Genomic DNA, 17818 nt, shown 5'->3' on the forward strand with positions numbered 1-17818 from the left:
TGGCTTGCGGCGGCACTTTCTGGCGTCGCCAAGAGGATTTGAACCTCCGACCTACCGCTTAGGAGGCGGTTGCTCTATCCAGCTGAGCTATGGCGACAATCTGAATTGATTATAGCCGAGATGGAAGAGAAATTCAATGAGCCGGTGGATTTCCTTTCGATATATCTCTTAAAATATCCAACACTTGCTTCTTCTTGCTTGTCACGAATTTAGAATATTCATTTCCTAATAGTTCGGAATCCAGAAATCTTGTCAATATCGTCAAATCTCGTCAAATAGATTGACGAGATTTGATAAGATTCTATATAATGGTGACAAGACATGAATTTAGAAAGGAGTTGGATGTATGACTTATCAGGAAAGCGAAACCGTCGAATTGAAATCCATCGTTGTGGATGATATCAAAAAAGAAATCATCGCCTTTGCGAACAGTAACGGAGGAAAAATGTATATCGGCGTTCGGGATGATGGCGAAGTATTAGGATTGGATGAGCCGGATGGGACGGCTTTGCAAATCAGCAATATGGTTCAAGATACGATCAAACCAGATGTGACGATGTTCCTTCATTACAAGACAATCGAAGAAGCGGGCAAACAAATCATTGAAATCAGCGTCCAGCGCGGCACAGATCGTCCCTATTACATTGCCAAAAAAGGAATGCGGCCAGAAGGTGTATATGTTCGGCAAGGCTATTCTTCAGTCCCGGCAAGCGATGCCGCGATTCGCCGGATGATCAAGGAAACCGATGGAGATCACTTTGAGACGATGCGCTGTTTGGACCAGGAGCTCACATTCAATGCCACTGAAAAAGAATTTCAATTTCATAACGTGGAGTTTGGCCCACAACAAATGCGCACGTTGAAGCTCATGGATCCAGATGGTCTTTATAGCAATCTCGCTTTACTTCTGTCAGACCAAAATCCCTACACCATTAAAATAGCCGTGTTTCAAGGAAACAACCAAATGGTTTTCAAAGACCGGCGCGAGTTTCGCGGTTCCCTGCTCAAACAAATGAACGAAGTTTATGACTACATTGACTTCCGGAACCAAATTCACGCGACGATTGAAAAGCTCTCTCGTGTCGATGTTCGCGATTATCCAATCATCGCCATCCGGGAAGCCTTGCTGAACCTTCTCGTTCATCGGGATTATTCCTTCAGCGCGAGCTCGTTGATCAGCATTTACGACGATCGAATCGAGCTTGTGTCCATTGGCGGTCTGCTGACCGGAATTGAACTGGAAGACATCATGGCTGGCATTTCGATTTGCAGAAACCAAAATCTTGCCAATCTGTTTTATCGACTCCATTTAATTGAAGCGTACGGTACCGGATTGACCAAAATCATGGAGGCATATGACAGCTCTTTAAAAAAGCCTATCCTATCTACCACAAAGAACAGCTTTAAAATTACGCTTCCCAATATCAACGCGAAAGATGAAACCAACTTTGCTTCCAAAATATCTGACAATATAACGGTTTCGTTCATTTCAGAACTTGGCCGAGACGAAGAACAAGTTCTAGACTATATAAAAAAACACGGTTCTATTACAAGACCCAAAGCGGAACAACTGCTTGGAACGAGCCCCTCCACTGCCTCCCGGCTGATTCGAAAGATGGTTCAGTCCGGCCTGCTTTTACAGCATGGAAAAGCGAGAAATGTCTATTACACACTTGTTAAATAGTCTGCCCTTGTCGAAAACACAACGACAAGTTATAATGAAACCGTAAAGAAGAGCACGGCTCGGATTTACTTATTCCATAGGCAACCTACGAAACGTTTATCCGCCAAAAATCACTTTTCGTAGGTTGTTTTTTTTTTGCGATTTACATATCTTCATCAGCATAAGTCGCAATTTTTCTATTTAGCCCAGAGTTGATAAAGCTCTCATCACGAGATCAATATCTTTATTCTCAAGTTCCTGAATTATATGTAAATACGTTTTTTGTGTTGTCGTCATACTGGCATGGCCCAGCCTTCTTGCCCCAATAAGTTGTCTTTCTCTAATTTCATTACCCGTATTCCATCTATCAAAATCATTATGGAACTATGATGAATATTTACATCATAAACCATCATTCCTCACAACATCGAACTGATATACTTAATAAGTTTGATACTAAATTTCATTTGCACGTCTCATACATATCAAGAATCAGAAAGAGACAAAATATTTTCTCGAAGGGTTTCCCTTCTTTCAAGGAAAAACATTTTGGAAATCGGAAAAAGATATAACTTGGACTGACTTTTAATTAAAAAATGCCAAAACACTTATGAAGTGATTTTTGGCATTTTTCATTTTATGTCGGATGATTGGAATTGTCGTTACCTGTTTATATGGTTCGCGTATAAATATAAACAGAAGATCGCTGCACTATCCTATAAGAAGGGTTTTACCAAAATCGAGTTTAAGAACAGCCTGGACCAACATCTGAAATTCGTCACAAGAAAATGTCGAAAAAGATAAGGTCCTAGAGAAACCGCTTGCCAGACAATGGGAATATTCCGTATTCTCCCTTTACTCCAAATCAAAATCCAGATTGAGCTCCGGAAAGATATATTCCGTTTTGTGTGGCAAAATGAATATCGCCATATACCATGGCAAATACAAGATGTCTCCATCCTGCTCGACATTGCCTTCGCAAAATACGATCTTATCCTGAAACTGCCAGTTTTCTACGGCGAGCACTCGATTCATCGCCGCGTGCTTTCGATAGTCTTTTCCTGACTTGACTTCAATGATTGTTGGCGCTTTTCCATTTTGAATCAGAAAATCCAGTTCACCAAATTTCTTTGAATTATAGTAATACAAAGGAAAACCGTTGGCCGTCAACTACGTCGCAAAATAATTTTCAAGAATGCTTCCCTCGTTGATACTCAAATCGCCATTGAGAATCATAAACTGAATATCGTCTAAACTCATCGCGCACAACAAATCGGTGTCAAAAAGAAACAGCCGGAACAAGTTATGCTTTTCATTCAACTGGAACGGATATTGCGGCTCCTGCAACGTGTAAGACGGCAGCGCGATACCGGCCAGTGTAAACCATAAAAAATCATTTTCATGCCGGCTGATTTTTTCTTTCGGCATCACCTGAGACAATTTAAAACGCCGATTTTGATTATCGAGCTGCGACGGAATTGCCTTAAAAATTTCTAAAATCGCATGTCGTTGCGATTCTTCAGCATATTTTCGAATATCGTTCGAATACAAATCAATCAGCTCTTCTTGCACCTTGATCACTTGCTGCATGTTTTTGGTTTTCAAATACGTATTGACTGCTTCTGGCATCCCGCCAACGATCAAATACCGGTGAAACAAATCCTTCAAAGTATCATGAATGGATTCGGAAACCATGGTTTTTTCCTCAAAGCACTGTTTTAAGTAGTCAATTACCTTGGCGCCAATTCCATTCGCCCATAAGAACTCTTCAAAATCCAACGGATACATGTTGACGATCCGTTCAAAACCAACCGGATACGATTTGATTTCCTTTATTTTTACTCCAAGCATCGAACTCGTTTCAATATAATCGTATCGACCATCTTCAACAAAAAATTTAATGGCTGTCCTTGCGCTGGGACATTCCTGAATCTCGTCGAAAAGAATCAACGTTTTCCCCTCAATCAATTCCTGACGGGTAAACGTCGATAGCTTGAATAAAATATCTTCCGCCCGCAAAGACCCGTCAAATAATTTCTTCGCGTCCGGATTTTCCAGAAAGTTCAATTCAATGACTTCCTCATAGTGGTTTTTCGCAAACTCCTTTACGATTGCCGTTTTTCCAATTTGCCTGGCCCCAATCAAGCAAAGAGCGACCCGTCGATCCTCTTCTTTCCATTGCACCAGTTCATCGTATATTTTTCTTTTCAGCATAGCTTGTACCTTTTTCTAGCTTTTTAAGATTTGATTTGCACCTTTTTCCGTACTTTATTCTATTTATTATCCATCCCTCCTTTCTATCATCTCTATATTAAAGCTCGATTAATATATACTTATCAACAAATATTTATCGTTTTTCGATAAAAAATAATTGATTTTCAATCAATTTCAGTTATAATGAAATCAACAAAGGAGAAACCGCTATGAAAAGAAAACGTTTTATCACCTTCACCTCGTGGCTTTGCCTCGTGATTGAGCTCGTCTACTGGTTTAGTACCGCTGTCCTCGTATGTGTTCTAGCCTCTACCTTTTTCGATTCACCATTAGCGGCCGAAACACTGGACTTCGCGAATTGGAATCTATCACAATCCAACGTGTATAATGGCATAGTCAAGATTTGGAAACTGAACATTCCGGTCTTTCGCTTTTTCAGTTCCCATGAAATTACTATTCCGACACTACAAACTGTCCTTCTTTGCGGATTGCTCACCAGCACCCTGAACGCGCTTTGCTTCCACTTTTTGTACCGACTGCTTCATCAAACGAAAAAGGAGCTGGAAGCGACAAACCTCGCTTCCGCTTTCCAAACCGGACAGGCGGAACGAATCAAAAAAGCCGGCATTTTGCTTCTAAGCATTCCTTTCCTGCAATTTGGTTTTAGTTTTCTGCTCAACCTGCCCAACTTATCCACACCGTCTTATGACATTGCCTGGTCTTTTGAAAGCCTTGTCTTAGGCCTGCTGCTCATCGCCTTGTCCACCTACTTTCAGTCCGGCATCCATCTGCAACAAGACGTCGATGGACTCATTTAAAGGAGGAAAACAATGATCATTCTTCGATTGGACCGAATCATGGTGGAACGAAAAATATCGCTGCAGGAGCTCGCCGAACAAGTCGGCATCACCCAGGCCAACTTGTCGAAAATCAAAAACAACAAGGTGAACGCCATCCGGTTTTCCACCTTAAACAAAATTTGCGAAGTGCTCCGCTGCCAGCCCGGCGACTTGCTCGAATACGAACCCGAGACACAAACCGATCCCGTGCTCGCCGAGGAAAACGTCCGCACGCTCGCCCGGCTCCACCAAAAAATCGAAAAACTGGAACCCAATTCCTCCAGTCCTCTCAAAAAAGAATTGGTTTAAGCCGGCTGGATCCGGCTTTTTCTTTGCCACGAAAAAAGCCTGAAGCTTTCGCTCCAGACTATCTTTTTCTATTTCGTCGTATCGCCGGTTTTCTGCGCCCGTTTTCTCAACATCGGCCGGAAGAACAAAACCGTCAGCAGCAAGCCAATGACGCCGACTCCCGCCGAAATCAAAAACGTCGTGTCGATTCCATGACTCATTCCCACGATACCCGGAATGGAAGCCGACAAGGAATCGTACGCGATTCCATCCACCGTCGCGGCAATGGAGTTCGCCAGCGTGATCGTGAACCCAATCATGGACGTTCCGATTCCCAGATCCGCCGGATTCAAAATCTCCTGCGCAGCCGGCGTGGCGCTAACCGAGCGCAACGCGTCGGAAAGACCCGTCAGACCAACCATCAGCATAATAAACCATACCGGCATTCGAACGCCCATGAAAACGAGAAGCCCGCACGGAATGATGACAAACACGCAGGAAAGCGCGAGCGCCATCCACGTATGGGATTTCTTCTTTCCAACCCAGACACCAAGGACGGTTGGCACGAGAACCATAACAATCGTTTTTGGAAGCTGAAGCACGCCCGACGTGGAAGAACCCGCCTCCAAAATCGTCTGCACAGCCATCGGCAAATAGCTGTTGATCGCGATCATGTAAAACACGCCCGCAAACGTGATTCCAAGCAGCAAGACATATTCTTTCGAACGGAACAACGTCATCGGAATCAGCGGCGTTCCCGCTTTGTTTTCCCAGGCGATCAAAGCAAGCAAGCTGCTAAAGCCAACCAGGAAGCCAGCCAGGATCCATCCGTTGTACCAGCCCATCTTCGTGCCAAAGTTCATGGACAGCAGCAAAGTGCTCAAGCAAACGACAAGCAGCACCACGCCAAGCCAATCCATCTTCAATCCGCCTTCGTGCGCGTCGTTGTACATGTTCTTCACGATAAGCCAGATTCCCGGAATCAACGTCAGACACGGGAAGGCGACCGCCGCCCACATAAAACCGTACTGCATCAAATTTCCAGCCAGCCACGAACCCACGAAGCTGCCAACGGCCAAAATCGTCGCCAGCATACCAAAGATTTTGTTTTGGTCTTCCACCGGATTCACTTCCCGCGCCAAAATGTACGGCACCGAGGAAATGGCGCCCTGCGCCATGGAAAAAAGGATTCGGGCAATTAAAAAGATCCATAAGTTCGGAATAAACGCCATGATCAATCCGGTCACCAAGGAAATGACGCCACCATACAACGTGACTTTCCTATTTCCCAAGCCGTCGATCAAACGGCCACCGATCGGTGTCATGATTGTCATACAAATCGCGGCAATCAACGTAATCAAGGAAAAATACGATCCCCCGCCCATCGCGTTCAGCATAGGCTGCTGGATGGTTGCCAGCGACAAGCCATAAGCGGCGATTGTGAACATCACAAAGTAGCAGCCGAGCATGATTTTATGGCTTTGTTCTTTCGTTACTGTATTCATACGACCTCTCCTTACATACATAGATTATAAGAAAGTCCATCCGGAACTTCTTGTGATGTGCTTCTCGCGCACAAAAAAAATGCAGCCGGTCTTTCCAGCTACATTCTTATCTTTCCAATTTTTTAAAGCATATCTTTCGGTTCTTCGCTCGCCTCGTTCAGCCACTTGAACTTGGCGAACAAGTAAAACGCCAACGACATGATCATCGCGACCAGCGCGGCCAAAACCATTCCCGTCAACGCGATATTGCCAAACTGGATCGTCACGCCGGAAAGTCCGACCACGAAAACGACCGACGTCAGCATCATGTTGACGCTGTTGGCGTAATCCACATGCTCGTCCACAAGAATCCGCAATCCGCTAACGCCAATCATTCCATACAACAAAAAGGAGATTCCGCCAATAACCGGATTGGGAATCGTTTGAATCAAAGCGGCCAGCGGTCCGATAAAGGAGCAAATGATCGACATGATCGCCGCCCCTGCGATAACCTGCACGCTGTAGACACCCGTCAGCGCCATGACGCCAATGTTTTCCCCATACGTCGTCGTCGGCACGGAACCGAGGAAACCGGAAATCATCGTGGAGAAGTTATCCCCAAACAACGTTTTATCCAACCCCGGATCTTTGATCAAATCCCGTCCGACGATTTGACTCGTCACGACTTGATGCCCCACATGCTCTGAAATAATAACGAGCACGACAGGCAAAATCATCAAAATCGCATCCAAATTGAACTGTGGCATCGTGAAGTCCGGCATCGCGAACAACGGCGCTTCCATAACCGGCGAAAAGTCGACGATCCCAACGCATACCGCCGTCAAATAGCCTACGACGACCGCGATCAAAATCGGAATGACCGAGAAAAACTTTTTAAAGCAGACGCTGCCGATGACCGCCACAAGCAATGTCACCAGGAACACGATGACGTTGTTCATGTTGACGACTTCATCAAGCAAGCCAGCCGTGCTGGCCGCCGAGCTGGACAGTTCCAAGCCAATCAACGCGACAACCGGTCCCATCGCCGCGGGCGGCAGGACGATGTCGATCCACTTCACACCAAATTTTTTTATAACAAAAGACAAAACACAGCCAACAAATCCAACCGCGATGAATCCACCGAGCGCGTACGGATAGCCAAACTGCGCGATAACCACATTGGCCGGCGCCAAAAACGCGAAACTCGAGCCGAGATAAGCGGGCGCCTTTCCTTTTGTGATGAAAATAAACAACAACGTTCCGATTCCATTCATCAATAAAACGATGGCTGGATTGATCCCAAACAAGAACGGCACGAGCACCGTTGCTCCAAACATGGCGAACAAATGCTGAATACTGAGAGGAATCAGCATTTTAAATGGCACTTTTTCTTCAACCTGAATGATTTTCTTTGCCATTATAGAACCTCACTTTCTTATTTCCATCCTCTTTTATACCATTTTCTCCATGTCAAATACAAGATAAGAAGAAAACGTTTGGCAAAATTCAAACTTTGGATTATAATAGATGAGTAAACGCGCTCGTAGCTCAGTTGGATAGAGTATCAGATTCCGATTCTGAGGGTCGTAGGTTCGAGCCCTATCGAGCGCGCCATTTGAACAATCACGCCATCCGCCGGACGGCGTTTTTTTTTCGCGCTCAAAAAAGCCGGAGAAAGGCATTCGCTCCGGCTCATTTCAACTTTTTTCTATCCCGCTTCAATCCTGGTTTCCTCGCAAAAACAGCGTCGCCACCGTCTTCTCGTTGTACTGCGTGGAAATGATCCCCGAATCGCTCATCCGCGAGTACACACCCGCGAACACGCCATTGTACGTGTATAAACCCGTCAGGTTCGAATACATCATCCAATGGTCGTGATTGACCAGGTCGATATTTTCCGATTTGAACGGCGGAATGTACTCTTGCGCGATATAGTCCTTGTCGACAAAGTCAAAAAGCACTTTCGCCCAGCGATGCTGATCCAAGTCGCAGCCCGCCCACACGCCTTTGGCGGCATACGAGTCCTTCGGCTTGATGATCCAGTTGTCCTTCTGCAAAACGATCTCGTTGGCGACCGCCAGCGTCAAGTCGCGCGTCTTTGGCATGTGGTTGTCGAGAAACGCGCACTCCTCTTTCGTCAAATAGCCGCGCATCGTTTCGTCAAACAGCACCTGGTTGATGCATTTGTGATGCACAAGCTGCGTTTGGAACGCCCCAATCAACACGACATTGGCGTCCTTGACGCACGCAATGAAATCGTCTTTCAATTCGTCGTAGTGCTCCATGACATCCTTCGTGACCGCCCGCCGGTATACGACATCGAACGGCGTTCCCGTCTTTTGGCTGACAAGACGCGTTCCATCGTATTTCAAATCCCGGATATCGACCACCTCGCACACGAGCCCCCGCTTGCGAAACCGGTCCTCGAACTGGTAAAGCTCGCTCAAGTACGCCTTTTCCAAAAAGTCGACAATCGCGACGTTCGGGTTCTCCTTCGCGTTTGCCGTTTCATGATACGTCTTTAAAAACGCGTCGATCCACGTTTCCATCAGCTCCAAAACCTCCACATGCGGTTTCAGCGCGGTATACGCGTTGTTGAGTTCCAGCAGCGCGTTGAGCCGCCAGTTCTCATTCATCGCGCTCGTTCCATCCGTATTGAACTCGCAAAAGTAAAAATCCTTCATATTCTCGTCAAAGAAAATGTCGATACGGCAAATCGGAATCGGGACCGGATATTGCGGCTCCAGCAAAATCAGCTCCTCTAGCTCTTTGGAAAACGGAAAAAGCGCCCGGATCCGCGCGTCGCTTCGATACGCGACAATCACCTTTCGAAAGATGGCGTACGTCTGCTCCACGATATGCTCGAACCGTGCCTTGTCGTCCCGGTCAAAAAACTTCGGCACATGAAGCGTGCGCGTGTAGTTGCCATTGCCCGCGTTCAACTCGCTGTTTTGAATCGCCATCGTGATTTTCAAAGCGCTCTCCTTGCTTTCGATCCAATGCTTGTCAATGTATTTTTTAAATTTTCTTAATTCATCCATCGTTTTCTCCGCTTTCTTCAAAAATATGCCGGCGTTCGGCCACGAGTCGCTCAAAGCGCGTCAAATACGCCCGCTCCTTCGCGTCCAGTCCACGCGCCGCCCGCTCCAGCAGTGTGCCAAGCGCGCCAGCCAGCGTGTCGCCATACACTTTCGCGTCCCATTGATCGCGCTCGATACACCGCTTGTACGCATGCAGCGTATCTATCGTGCAGGCGCTGGCCTTCCCGCTATAAAACACCACGTTGTCCTTGTCGTAAAACAGCCCTTTGATCAGCGCGCAATACGACAGCGTCCACGCCAGCGGCATGCAGTCCGCCGAGCGAATCTCGATAAACCGCTTCAGACGCACAAACGGGAAAACCATCGACAAGTAATGCGCGATCACCGTTTCATTCCATCCATACGTTTCGGCCACCTGCATACAAGTCCTCTGCCCGGCGTCGGTAATGCGCACCCCGTCGTTCATCACGACAAGCGGCATTTGCTCGACCCAGTTTGCGTACGCCGCGAAGCCAAAATCGGCGTCCAGCGCCTTTGGCATATAGCCCGACCGCCGCGAATCCGTATGCTCCCAAATCGAATCCCGCAAAAACACATCCGCGTTCGGCTTTCCTTCGTACATCGGCGTGTTGCTCGTTAAAAACGACAGCATCAAATGCAAATAGTTGGCCATCGCATACTTCTTCACGAAATCCGCCTCGTCGCCATAGTCGATGGAAACGTGAACCGCCGCGGTTCCCTTCATCATTTCGCGTCCCCGCGTGCCCGTCGTTTCAAACCATTTTTCCATCAACTCGTACCGCTTTTTCAAAATGCGCGGCACGTCGGCAACCGGAATCGTCGGCAAACCACCCGAATACGCGATTCGATAGCCTCGCTCGTTGACAAACGCGAAAATCGGCTCCATCGCCTCCTCGTACCAGTCGCGGATTTGATCGAGCGATGGCGTGTAGCGAAACGAAAGCTCCAGCTGGCAGCCGGGCTCCAGCGTAATGAGCGTCGTTTTGGATTCCAGCGCGATCAGACGCCCCTCTTCGTAATACGCCTTGTCGTAAATTGGCTCAAGAAACTCGAGCAGCTGCGCGATCTCGTCGTACGGCATCGGCTTTCCGGTCGTCTCATTCAACACGAAATGCTCGATCTCGACACCGAGCGCCCGCGAGTCTTTCGAAGCCCCTTTTTGAAAATACTCAATGAGCGGCGTCATAATAAATCGAGGCTTTGACGTGGTCGGTATGCTCTTTGCCGCAAAGCTTTTCCATAATCGCGAAAGCGAACTCCTCCGCCGCGGCCGCCGAGATGCCTGTCACCAAATTACCATCCGTCACGGTGTAGTCATAGTGGTACTGTCCGCCAAAATCCTTGTTCATCTCTTCGAAGCACGTGTAGTTTTTTCCTTCCAGCAAGCCCATCTTGCCTAAAACCGTCGGCGCCGCGCAAATCGCCGCCAGCACCTTGGAATCATCCTCAAACACTTTGCGAATCACTTTTTTCACTTTGTCGTTCGTTTCCAGCTTTTTATAGTGCGGGCCACCCGGAACGATCAGGCAGTCGATCGAATCGAAATCGTAGTCGTCCATTGGCACGGCTGGCGAGTACGTCACGCCAAAACGGCCGGTCACCTCGTTGCCCTCGACGCTAACCACGTCAACATCGACACCGCCGCGCCGCAGCAAGGCGATCGGCCCCATCGCTTCCAGTTCCTCAAATCCATTATCCATTAAAATTGCACATTTCATTTTTCCTCACCTCTTGCTCCTAGTATACCCCAAATCGAAATCGGTTTAGGCCCTAAAGCATTTCAAAGGTGATTTTTCAAAGATGCCTTTATAATCAAGTCAGGAGGATTCTCATGTACAATTTTTTTAAGCAGGCAAATTCACAACTGCGTTTATTCGCCATTATATATATGGTTTTTGGTCTTATTCTTTGTTTTTTTAACAAAAGCATCCTGACGATGTCGGCGCGCGTCATTGGCGGGGTTCTGCTCGCGTATGGCGTGTACGAGCTTTACGTCTATTTCATGAAGCGCCAAACCGTCAGCTCCGTGCCGCTCTTTACCGGCGTTCCCTGCGCCCTGATTGGCGGGTTCATGATTTTCTCGCCCGAGTCGCTTGTCGCCATCCTTCCCGTTTTGGCCGGCATCATTTTGGTTTTGAATTCGGTCATGCAAATGCAAAAAGCGTTCTTGCTGAAAGACCACGGCTTTGAAAACTGGATCTGGACGTTCATCGTCAGCCTCGTGACGCTCGTTGTCGGCGTCATCATCCTGCTGCGGCCGATCCAGACGCTGGCGTTTATTCTTCAGCTCGTCGGCGTATGCCTCATCATCGAAGGCGTCATCATGCTCATTAACGAACACGAAGTCAACAAATACATACAATAAAAGGAGCCGCCATGAAAATCTCAACGAAAGGAAGATACGCGCTGCTCTTGATCATTGATCTGGCGCAGCATCAGGACGAGGGGTTTGTGTCCTTAAAAGAAATCGCCAATCGACAGGGAATTTCAAAAAAATATTTGGAGCAAATCGTCATTCCACTCAACCAGGCGCATATGCTCAGTTCCAACCGCGGATCCCAGGGCGGGTATCGTCTAATCGAAAACCCGCGCACGATTTCCGTCTACGATATTCTTTCCGCCACCGAGGAATGCATGCTTCCCGTTTCCTGCCTGGAAACCGGAAACCACCTTTGCGACCGCGAAAACCAGTGCATGATCAAATGGATGTGGGAAGGCTTGAGCGAAGTCACGCAAGACTACCTCAAGTCGATTTCCCTGCAGGATTTGGTCGACCACACCACACCAAGCAAACAAACCCGCTAGATTTTCCCTTGCCATTTTCCGGCGCCGCCGCGAAATGGTTTTTTTTTTCGAGGCGCAAAAAAAGCCCGCGTTTTCCCGGGGCTTTTCACTCTATTTCAAATCGCAAAGACCAACGCCTTCGCCATACATCGAATACCAGTCCGCGTTGAAGTCGTCCACCGCCTTGTCGATGCTCGGATTTTTGAACACCTGCTTCAAAATCTCGACCGGCGCCGTGATGGCTTGCGCCCCCGCGTCGAGCGCCTCGCGAATTTGGCGCACGCCTTTGAAGCTGGCCGCCACGATCTTGCAGTCGTAGCCGTCATGGTCGATCCGGTCGCTCACGTTGGCGATCAGCTCGTATGGATCGTTGCCCAAATTGCCAATCCGGTTGACGTATGGCGCGATGTAGTCGGCGCCCGCCGCCAACGCCATAAGAGCCTGCATCTCGTCGTACACGGCCGTCGCCGTCACTTTCACGCCTTCTTTTTTCAACATTTGGATCGCTTTGAGCCCTTCGTAGGAAACAGGCACTTTAATGAACACGTCCGGGTCGATTTCCTCGTGGATGCGGTGCGCCTCCTTCACCATCTCGTCGGCCGTTTTTGAAATGACCTGGATGTGAAGCGAGCGCTCCTTCCCGATAATCGAGCGAATTTGACGCATATGGTCGTAAAAGTCGGCCGGGTGCGTCTTTTTCACGATACTCGGATTGCTTGTCACGCCCACGATCGGCATATGGTCGATCGCGTCCTTGATCTCCTCGATATTTACTGTATCAATAATGAATTCCATGTTGTGCTCCTCCTATTCCATTATGATATGTTTGACGCCGCCTTCCCTGGCGGCCTGCATCAGCCGTTCCATTTCCGCTTTGGAAAACGGCTTGGCATTTGTCAGCGAATACTCCAGATTTTCATACAACGCGTACTTGCTTGGCGCCAGCGGATTGTAGTTGAGCAACTCGTACCGGACTTCCGGGTCGATGGCGCTAATGAATCGCGCGATGGCCCGCACGTTTTCGACCGTCCCCGTGATTCCGGGAATGAGCGGCGTCCGAATCACGACCTGGCTTCGCTTTTCGCTTCGCAACAAAGTCTCGATATTTTTTTTGATCACCGCGTTGCTGACGCCCGTCGCCTTTTGGTGGGCCTCGTCATCCAGCAGCTTCAAGTCGCAAAAGATCCTGTCCAGGAGCGGCAGCGCCCGCTCCACGACTTCCGGACTCGTATAAAAGCTCGACTCGATCGCGGTGTGGATGCCCGCCTGCCGGCACGCCTTCAACATTTCCAGGACGAACGGCGCCTGGAAAAACGGCTCGCCGCCTGAAAACGTCACCCCGCCGCCATGCCGGAAAAATACCGCGTCCTTTTGGATTTGCGCCATCAACGCGTCGACATCGTACCAGTTCGAATCGTACACGATGGCTGACGACGGGCAAACGTCGACCGCTTCATCCACACCGGTCTTCAAAAACCGCGGCCGCTTTCCATCGTGTTCGACGCCCGGACACGCGGCGCACCGTTGGCAGCCAATGCATTTGGATGCCAGAAAAACCGGATGGCGGCAGGCGTCGAGTCCTTCCGGATTTTGACACCATTGGCAACGCAGCGGGCACCCTTTCAAAAAAACCGTCGTGCGCAGCCCGTCGCCATCGTGGACGGCGAACCGCTTAATGTCGAACACAAGTCCTTTAGATGTCGGCATAGCTTGTTCTCTCGATGATCTCGTCTTGCAGCTTTCCGGCCAGCTCCACAAAGTACGCCGTGTACCCCGCCACGCGGATCGTCAGCGACTGGTGCCGTTCGGGGTGCGCTTTGGCATCCAGCAAGTCGGCCCGGTTGACGACGTTGAATTGAATGTGCGGAATTTCCAAATCGACAAACGCCCGCAGGAAGTTTTCAAACTTGTTTCTTCCTGTCTGGGTTTGGAAAAACGACGGCAAAAACTTCATATTGAGCAGACCGCCGTTGGTCGTGCACGAATCCTGCATTTTCGATACCGATTTGAGCACGGCGGTCGGCCCGGACAAGTCGCGGCCGTATACCGGCGACATGCCTCCATCGGCGAGTGGCGTTTTCGCGTTGCGGCCGTCGGGGCTGGCTCCCACGTTTTCGCCCATCGGCACGTGGGCGGATACGGTATACATGCCCGTATGGTACGGCCCGCCGCGGTAGTTTGTGTATTGTTTCATCTTTTCGCGGAAATAGGCCGCCCATTTCGCGCCGTGGGCGTCGACCCAGTCCACGTCGTTGCCGTATTTTGGCACTTTGTTTTGGAGCATCGTCTGCATGACGCGGTCGTTTTTGAAATCGGTGCGCAGCGCCTCGAGCAAATCAACCGCTTCAATGCGACGCTCGTCGTATACGAGCTTTTGGAGCGCGGCAAGCGAATCCGCCAGATTGGCGATTTGAATCATCTGGATGCCGGACAAGTTGTACTTGGCACCGCCGCGCGTCACGTCTTTTCCAACTTCCAGGCAATCGTCGATCACGCTCGATAAAAACGCGGTCGGCAAACAATCCTGATGCGCCTGCTCCACGACTTCCTCGGCCTTCATCATTTCGTCAATAAAATAGTCGACTTGCGTCTGAAACGCCTGTTCCAGCTCGGCAAACGAGCCATACGTGTCCAGACCGCCAAGATCCAGCCCGATTTTCTCACCCGTCAGCAAACACACGCCATGATTGAGCGTCAGCTCCAGCGCCTTGTTCAAGTTGAACATCGCCGCGTCCGACCATCCGAGATTGTTGCCGTGCGTCGTCAGCTCGACGCAGCCGACAATCGCGTAGTCGCGGGCGTCCTCGATGGCGATGCCTAAGTCGTCGTGCATCGTCTGGATGATGGCCTCGTCGTTGAAAAACTGCGGCATGCCCGATCCTTTGGCCACGACTTGAATGGCCGCCTGCATCAGCTCGGAGGAAGTGTGTTTATGAAGCCGGACGCTCAGGTTTGGCTGCGGCAGTCCAAGATCGTATTGCGCCTGCAAGCAAAGCAGGGACACCTCGTTGTACGTGTCCTTTCCTTGCGCGTCCACGCCGCCAAGCGCGATATTGAACCCGATCGGGAACCCGGCAAAATACTTTGCCGAATTTTGATTGCGCAAATAGACGATTTGATTGAATTTCAGCCACAAGCACTCCAGCAGGACGAGCGCCCGATCCTTGTCGATTCGTCCCTGGGCCACGTCCCGTTCGTAAAACGGATACAAATACTGATCCATGCGCCCGGGCGAGAACGAGGAAGCGTTGGATTCCATGTGAAGAATCACGAACAAAAACCAAATCGACTGCACGGCCTCGTGGAACGTGCGCGCCCCGCGCTCGCTCAGGTTTTTGCAAATCGCCGCGACTTCGGTCAATTCCTGTTCCCGGTCCATCGACAAGATCAAATCGTGGTAGCGGTTCATGAAATGGATCGCGCCTTCCATAACGAGGACGACGCATTCGTAAAACTCGCGTTCGTCTTCGGCGCACGTTTCCAGCTTTTGGAGCGCCTCGGCTTTCAGGCCGGCCGGTCCTTTTTCGAGCCAGCGTTTCACATCCGGGCAAATGTGGCCCTGGGCGTGGTCTTTCTGGTTGATTTTCACGACTTTAGCGATCGCGTCAATGTGCTGTCCATCGCGCTGGCGAATGACATCCTCCATGCTTTTGCCTTTCCAGTACGGATAAATCGTTTCCCGAAACTCCTTGATTTCCTCTTCTTTCACAAGAAAGCGGTCCTGGGGCCGGGTGGGCAGCGTTTCAAATTCCCGGTCGATCCAGGAGCAGCCCGATTCGGGAAACACGACGCCGTAGCGGACGCCTTTTGTCCGGTTTCCTACGATAAGCTCTTCGGGTTCGACGCCGATTTCCAGCTCTTCGAGCGCGGCCTTTAAGGAAAGGGCCCGTTTTTTCGGAACGGAAAGTTCCTCGTTTTCCTGATAAATTCGCGTAATGATGCGCGCCTGTTCGATGGACGCGAAACGGGGCGCGGAAAGCATTTTTTCTTTCAAGACTTCGATGCGGGAATCGAGTGGATGGTTTTCTGGCATAGGCGGCCTCCTTTGTTTGTACTTTTATTATATCCTATTTATTATTGATTTCAAGATAGTTTTTATTGTTTTTTATTGTTTCGTGTCAAAGAAAAGTCCATTCTCTCGGAATGGACGGTTTTCCTTTCTTTATTTTTGCTCGGCGAACATTTGCGTCGACAAATAGCGTTCGCCCGTGTCAGGAAGCAGCACGACAATCATCTTGCCTTTGTTTTCCGGGCGCTTCGCCAGCTCGATGGCGGCCTGGGCGGCCGCGCCGGAGGAAATGCCGACAAGCAGCCCTTCCTTTTGGGCGAGCCGGCGTCCGGTGTCGAACGCCTGTTCGTCGCTGACCGTGATGACTTCATCGTACACGGATGTGTCGAGCGTCTTTGGAACGAATCCGGCCGCGATGCCCTGGATCTTATGCGGGCCAGCGTAGCCTTTGGACAGCAGCGGGGAGCCTTCCGGTTCGACCGCGACGATTTTCACATTTGGATTTTGCTCCTTTAAATACTTTCCGGTGCCGCTCAGCGTGCCGCCGGTGCCGACGCCGGCGACGAAAATGTCCACGTGTCCATCCGTGTCGTTCCAGATTTCCGGCCCGGTCGTTTCATAGTGCTTTTGCGGGTTGGCCATATTGGCGAACTGGCTTGGAATAAACGATCCCGGAATTTCCTTGGCGAGCTGTTCCGCTTTCGCGATGGCGCCTTTCATGCCTTCGGCCCCTGGCGTGAGTACGACTTGCGCGCCATACGCTTTAATGAGGTTGCGCCGCTCCACGCTCATGGTGTCCGGCATCGTCAAAATCAGATGGTACCCGCGCTGGGCGCATACGAGCGCCAAACCGATCCCGGTATTGCCGGAAGTTGGTTCGATGATGGTCGCACCGGGTTTGAGCAAGCCTTCTTTTTCGGCCGTTTCCACCATGTTGAGCGCGATGCGGTCTTTCGCGCTGCCTGCCGGGTTGAACGCCTCGACTTTGGCGACGACCCGCGCCCCCAGGTTTTCCTCTTTTTCGATTTTTGAGAGCTCGACAAGCGGCGTACCGCCAACCAGCTCTAAAATGTTTTGATGAATCGTCATTTCGGTTCCTTCCTCTCTTTCTACAGTTTGTTCAGCAAGTCTTGAATGTCCCCGTGCACAAATTGTTCGTGTTCCGGGTATTTTTCCAAAACGTCATCGTATCTGGCGATTTCATACGGCTTCTTTCCCGCGAGCAAATCTTCCAGCACCTCGATTTTGACGTCCAGATCGTTGTCGCTGTCCACGTCAAAGTACTCCTTGATGAAATAATCGTTGACTTGATCGAACAACGTCTTGATTTTTTTCTTCTTCTCTTCTTTGTTCATGGTTTCAGTATACAAAATCAACACAGGGATGGAAAGAAATTTACTTGCCGCGTTCGATATTGAAATGAAAGCATGAGGTGCTATAATGAAACTAGCTTTTAACACAAAGTATCGAAAGTA

The 17818-nt window shown here is 49.5% G+C and carries 17 protein-coding genes and 2 tRNA genes; 6 read left to right on the top strand and 13 right to left on the bottom strand.

The genetic code is table 11. From position 1 onward, the window contains the following. Positions 1-20 precede the first annotated feature (20 nt). A tRNA-Arg gene (locus E5336_RS03575) sits at positions 21-97 on the bottom strand. A gap of 249 nt (positions 98-346) precedes the next feature. On the opposite strand from E5336_RS03575, the gene E5336_RS03580 reads away from it, so the two are divergent. Next, positions 347-1684 carry an RNA-binding domain-containing protein gene (locus E5336_RS03580; protein ID WP_135979710.1) on the top strand — a complete coding sequence of 446 codons (1338 nt, stop codon included), beginning with the start codon at positions 347-349 and terminating at the stop codon, positions 1682-1684. An 834-nt stretch (positions 1685-2518) separates the two neighbouring features. On the opposite strand, the gene E5336_RS12565 is transcribed toward E5336_RS03580, so the two are convergent. Together E5336_RS12565 and E5336_RS03590 are read right to left on the bottom strand one after the other, a co-directional pair. Continuing rightward, positions 2519-2812 (bottom strand): hypothetical protein, encoded by a 294-nt coding sequence (locus E5336_RS12565; protein WP_277820770.1) that lies wholly within the window; start codon positions 2810-2812, stop codon positions 2519-2521. A gap of 21 nt (positions 2813-2833) precedes the next feature. After that, on the bottom strand, positions 2834-3877 hold the full coding sequence (locus tag E5336_RS03590) for an ATP-binding protein (protein ID WP_277820771.1): 1044 nt from the start codon (positions 3875-3877) through the stop codon (positions 2834-2836). Positions 3878-4086: 209 nt separating this feature from the next. On the opposite strand from E5336_RS03590, the gene E5336_RS03595 reads away from it, so the two are divergent. Both E5336_RS03595 and E5336_RS12695 read left to right on the top strand, forming a co-directional pair. Further along, complete coding sequence (locus E5336_RS03595; protein ID WP_135979711.1) at positions 4087-4695, top strand: hypothetical protein; 609 nt, start codon at positions 4087-4089, stop codon at positions 4693-4695. A 12-nt stretch (positions 4696-4707) separates the two neighbouring features. Next, positions 4708-5025, top strand: coding sequence for a helix-turn-helix domain-containing protein (locus E5336_RS12695; RefSeq protein ID WP_135979712.1), 318 nt, complete (start codon positions 4708-4710; stop codon positions 5023-5025). A gap of 68 nt (positions 5026-5093) precedes the next feature. Here the strand turns inward: E5336_RS12695 and E5336_RS03605 are convergent, their stop codons facing one another. Both E5336_RS03605 and uraA read right to left on the bottom strand, forming a co-directional pair. Beyond that, positions 5094-6509 (bottom strand): MFS transporter, encoded by a 1416-nt coding sequence (locus E5336_RS03605; protein WP_168353542.1) that lies wholly within the window; start codon positions 6507-6509, stop codon positions 5094-5096. Between the two features lie 122 nt (positions 6510-6631). Further along, a complete protein-coding gene (gene uraA, locus E5336_RS03610) occupies positions 6632-7906 on the bottom strand; it encodes a uracil permease (RefSeq protein ID WP_277820772.1) in 1275 nt (424 codons plus the stop codon). A gap of 119 nt (positions 7907-8025) precedes the next feature. Here uraA and E5336_RS03615 point away from each other — a divergent pair. Beyond that, positions 8026-8102: transfer RNA gene (locus E5336_RS03615), tRNA-Arg, on the top strand. Positions 8103-8206: 104 nt separating this feature from the next. On the opposite strand, the gene E5336_RS03620 is transcribed toward E5336_RS03615, so the two are convergent. Genes E5336_RS03620 through E5336_RS03630 form a run of 3 tightly spaced genes read right to left on the bottom strand, consistent with a single transcriptional unit; the run spans position 8207 to position 11268 of the window. Continuing rightward, positions 8207-9529 (bottom strand): hypothetical protein, encoded by a 1323-nt coding sequence (locus E5336_RS03620; protein ID WP_135979715.1) that lies wholly within the window; start codon positions 9527-9529, stop codon positions 8207-8209. Further along, the gene (locus tag E5336_RS03625; protein WP_135979716.1) at positions 9522-10736 is read right to left on the bottom strand and encodes a glutamate-cysteine ligase family protein; all 1215 of its coding nucleotides are present in this window, start codon (positions 10734-10736) and stop codon (positions 9522-9524) included. The genes E5336_RS03620 and E5336_RS03625 overlap by 8 nt, the downstream gene beginning before the upstream one ends. Continuing rightward, positions 10720-11268: a DJ-1/PfpI family protein gene (locus tag E5336_RS03630; protein ID WP_135979717.1), complete on the bottom strand. Its 549-nt coding sequence runs from the start codon at positions 11266-11268 to the stop codon at positions 10720-10722. Before E5336_RS03630 ends, E5336_RS03625 begins: the two co-directional genes overlap by 17 nt. Before the next feature lie 113 nt (positions 11269-11381). Between E5336_RS03630 and E5336_RS03635 the strand changes: the two genes are divergently transcribed. Together E5336_RS03635 and E5336_RS03640 are read left to right on the top strand one after the other, a co-directional pair. Then, positions 11382-11915 carry an HdeD family acid-resistance protein gene (locus tag E5336_RS03635; RefSeq protein WP_135979718.1) on the top strand — a complete coding sequence of 178 codons (534 nt, stop codon included), beginning with the start codon at positions 11382-11384 and terminating at the stop codon, positions 11913-11915. Between the two features lie 11 nt (positions 11916-11926). Continuing rightward, positions 11927-12355, top strand: a complete 429-nt coding sequence (locus tag E5336_RS03640) for an RrF2 family transcriptional regulator (protein WP_135979719.1) — start codon at positions 11927-11929, stop codon at positions 12353-12355. Positions 12356-12445: 90 nt separating this feature from the next. On the opposite strand, the gene E5336_RS03645 is transcribed toward E5336_RS03640, so the two are convergent. The 5 genes from E5336_RS03645 to E5336_RS03665 form a co-directional block, all read right to left on the bottom strand. Next, positions 12446-13129 (bottom strand): fructose-6-phosphate aldolase, encoded by a 684-nt coding sequence (locus tag E5336_RS03645; RefSeq protein ID WP_135979720.1) that lies wholly within the window; start codon positions 13127-13129, stop codon positions 12446-12448. A gap of 12 nt (positions 13130-13141) precedes the next feature. Continuing rightward, a complete protein-coding gene (locus E5336_RS03650; RefSeq protein WP_135979721.1) occupies positions 13142-14041 on the bottom strand; it encodes a glycyl-radical enzyme activating protein in 900 nt (299 codons plus the stop codon). Next, positions 14028-16367 carry a glycyl radical protein gene (locus tag E5336_RS03655; RefSeq protein ID WP_135979722.1) on the bottom strand — a complete coding sequence of 780 codons (2340 nt, stop codon included), beginning with the start codon at positions 16365-16367 and terminating at the stop codon, positions 14028-14030. The genes E5336_RS03650 and E5336_RS03655 overlap by 14 nt, the downstream gene beginning before the upstream one ends. Positions 16368-16496: 129 nt before the next feature. Then, complete coding sequence (gene cysK / locus E5336_RS03660; RefSeq protein ID WP_135979723.1) at positions 16497-17432, bottom strand: cysteine synthase A; 936 nt, start codon at positions 17430-17432, stop codon at positions 16497-16499. A gap of 20 nt (positions 17433-17452) precedes the next feature. Further along, positions 17453-17698 carry a hypothetical protein gene (locus E5336_RS03665; RefSeq protein WP_135979724.1) on the bottom strand — a complete coding sequence of 82 codons (246 nt, stop codon included), beginning with the start codon at positions 17696-17698 and terminating at the stop codon, positions 17453-17455. Positions 17699-17818: the final 120 nt, after the last annotated feature.

Origin of the sequence: Dubosiella muris (assembly GCF_004793885.1) — a bacterium.
Classification (GTDB): Bacteria; Bacillota_I; Bacilli_A; order Erysipelotrichales; family Erysipelotrichaceae; genus Dubosiella; species Dubosiella muris.

Excerpts from the sequence above, each read along its gene's own strand:
- E5336_RS03580 (WP_135979710.1), top strand. The coding sequence starts at position 347 with ATGACTTATCAGGAAAGCGAAACCGTCGAATTGAAATCCATCGTTGTG.
- E5336_RS03590 (WP_277820771.1), bottom strand. The coding sequence starts at position 3,877 with ATGCTGAAAAGAAAAATATACGATGAACTGGTGCAATGGAAAGAAGAG.
- E5336_RS03595 (WP_135979711.1), top strand. The coding sequence starts at position 4,087 with ATGAAAAGAAAACGTTTTATCACCTTCACCTCGTGGCTTTGCCTCGTG.
- E5336_RS12695 (WP_135979712.1), top strand. The coding sequence starts at position 4,708 with ATGATCATTCTTCGATTGGACCGAATCATGGTGGAACGAAAAATATCG.
- E5336_RS03605 (WP_168353542.1), bottom strand. The coding sequence starts at position 6,509 with ATGAATACAGTAACGAAAGAACAAAGCCATAAAATCATGCTCGGCTGC.
- uraA (WP_277820772.1), bottom strand. The coding sequence starts at position 7,906 with ATGGCAAAGAAAATCATTCAGGTTGAAGAAAAAGTGCCATTTAAAATG.
- E5336_RS03620 (WP_135979715.1), bottom strand. The coding sequence starts at position 9,529 with ATGGATGAATTAAGAAAATTTAAAAAATACATTGACAAGCATTGGATC.
- E5336_RS03625 (WP_135979716.1), bottom strand. The coding sequence starts at position 10,736 with ATGACGCCGCTCATTGAGTATTTTCAAAAAGGGGCTTCGAAAGACTCG.
- E5336_RS03630 (WP_135979717.1), bottom strand. The coding sequence starts at position 11,268 with ATGAAATGTGCAATTTTAATGGATAATGGATTTGAGGAACTGGAAGCG.
- E5336_RS03635 (WP_135979718.1), top strand. The coding sequence starts at position 11,382 with ATGTACAATTTTTTTAAGCAGGCAAATTCACAACTGCGTTTATTCGCC.
- E5336_RS03640 (WP_135979719.1), top strand. The coding sequence starts at position 11,927 with ATGAAAATCTCAACGAAAGGAAGATACGCGCTGCTCTTGATCATTGAT.
- E5336_RS03645 (WP_135979720.1), bottom strand. The coding sequence starts at position 13,129 with ATGGAATTCATTATTGATACAGTAAATATCGAGGAGATCAAGGACGCG.
- E5336_RS03650 (WP_135979721.1), bottom strand. The coding sequence starts at position 14,041 with ATGCCGACATCTAAAGGACTTGTGTTCGACATTAAGCGGTTCGCCGTC.
- E5336_RS03655 (WP_135979722.1), bottom strand. The coding sequence starts at position 16,367 with ATGCCAGAAAACCATCCACTCGATTCCCGCATCGAAGTCTTGAAAGAA.
- cysK (WP_135979723.1), bottom strand. The coding sequence starts at position 17,432 with ATGACGATTCATCAAAACATTTTAGAGCTGGTTGGCGGTACGCCGCTT.
- E5336_RS03665 (WP_135979724.1), bottom strand. The coding sequence starts at position 17,698 with ATGAACAAAGAAGAGAAGAAGAAAAAAATCAAGACGTTGTTCGATCAA.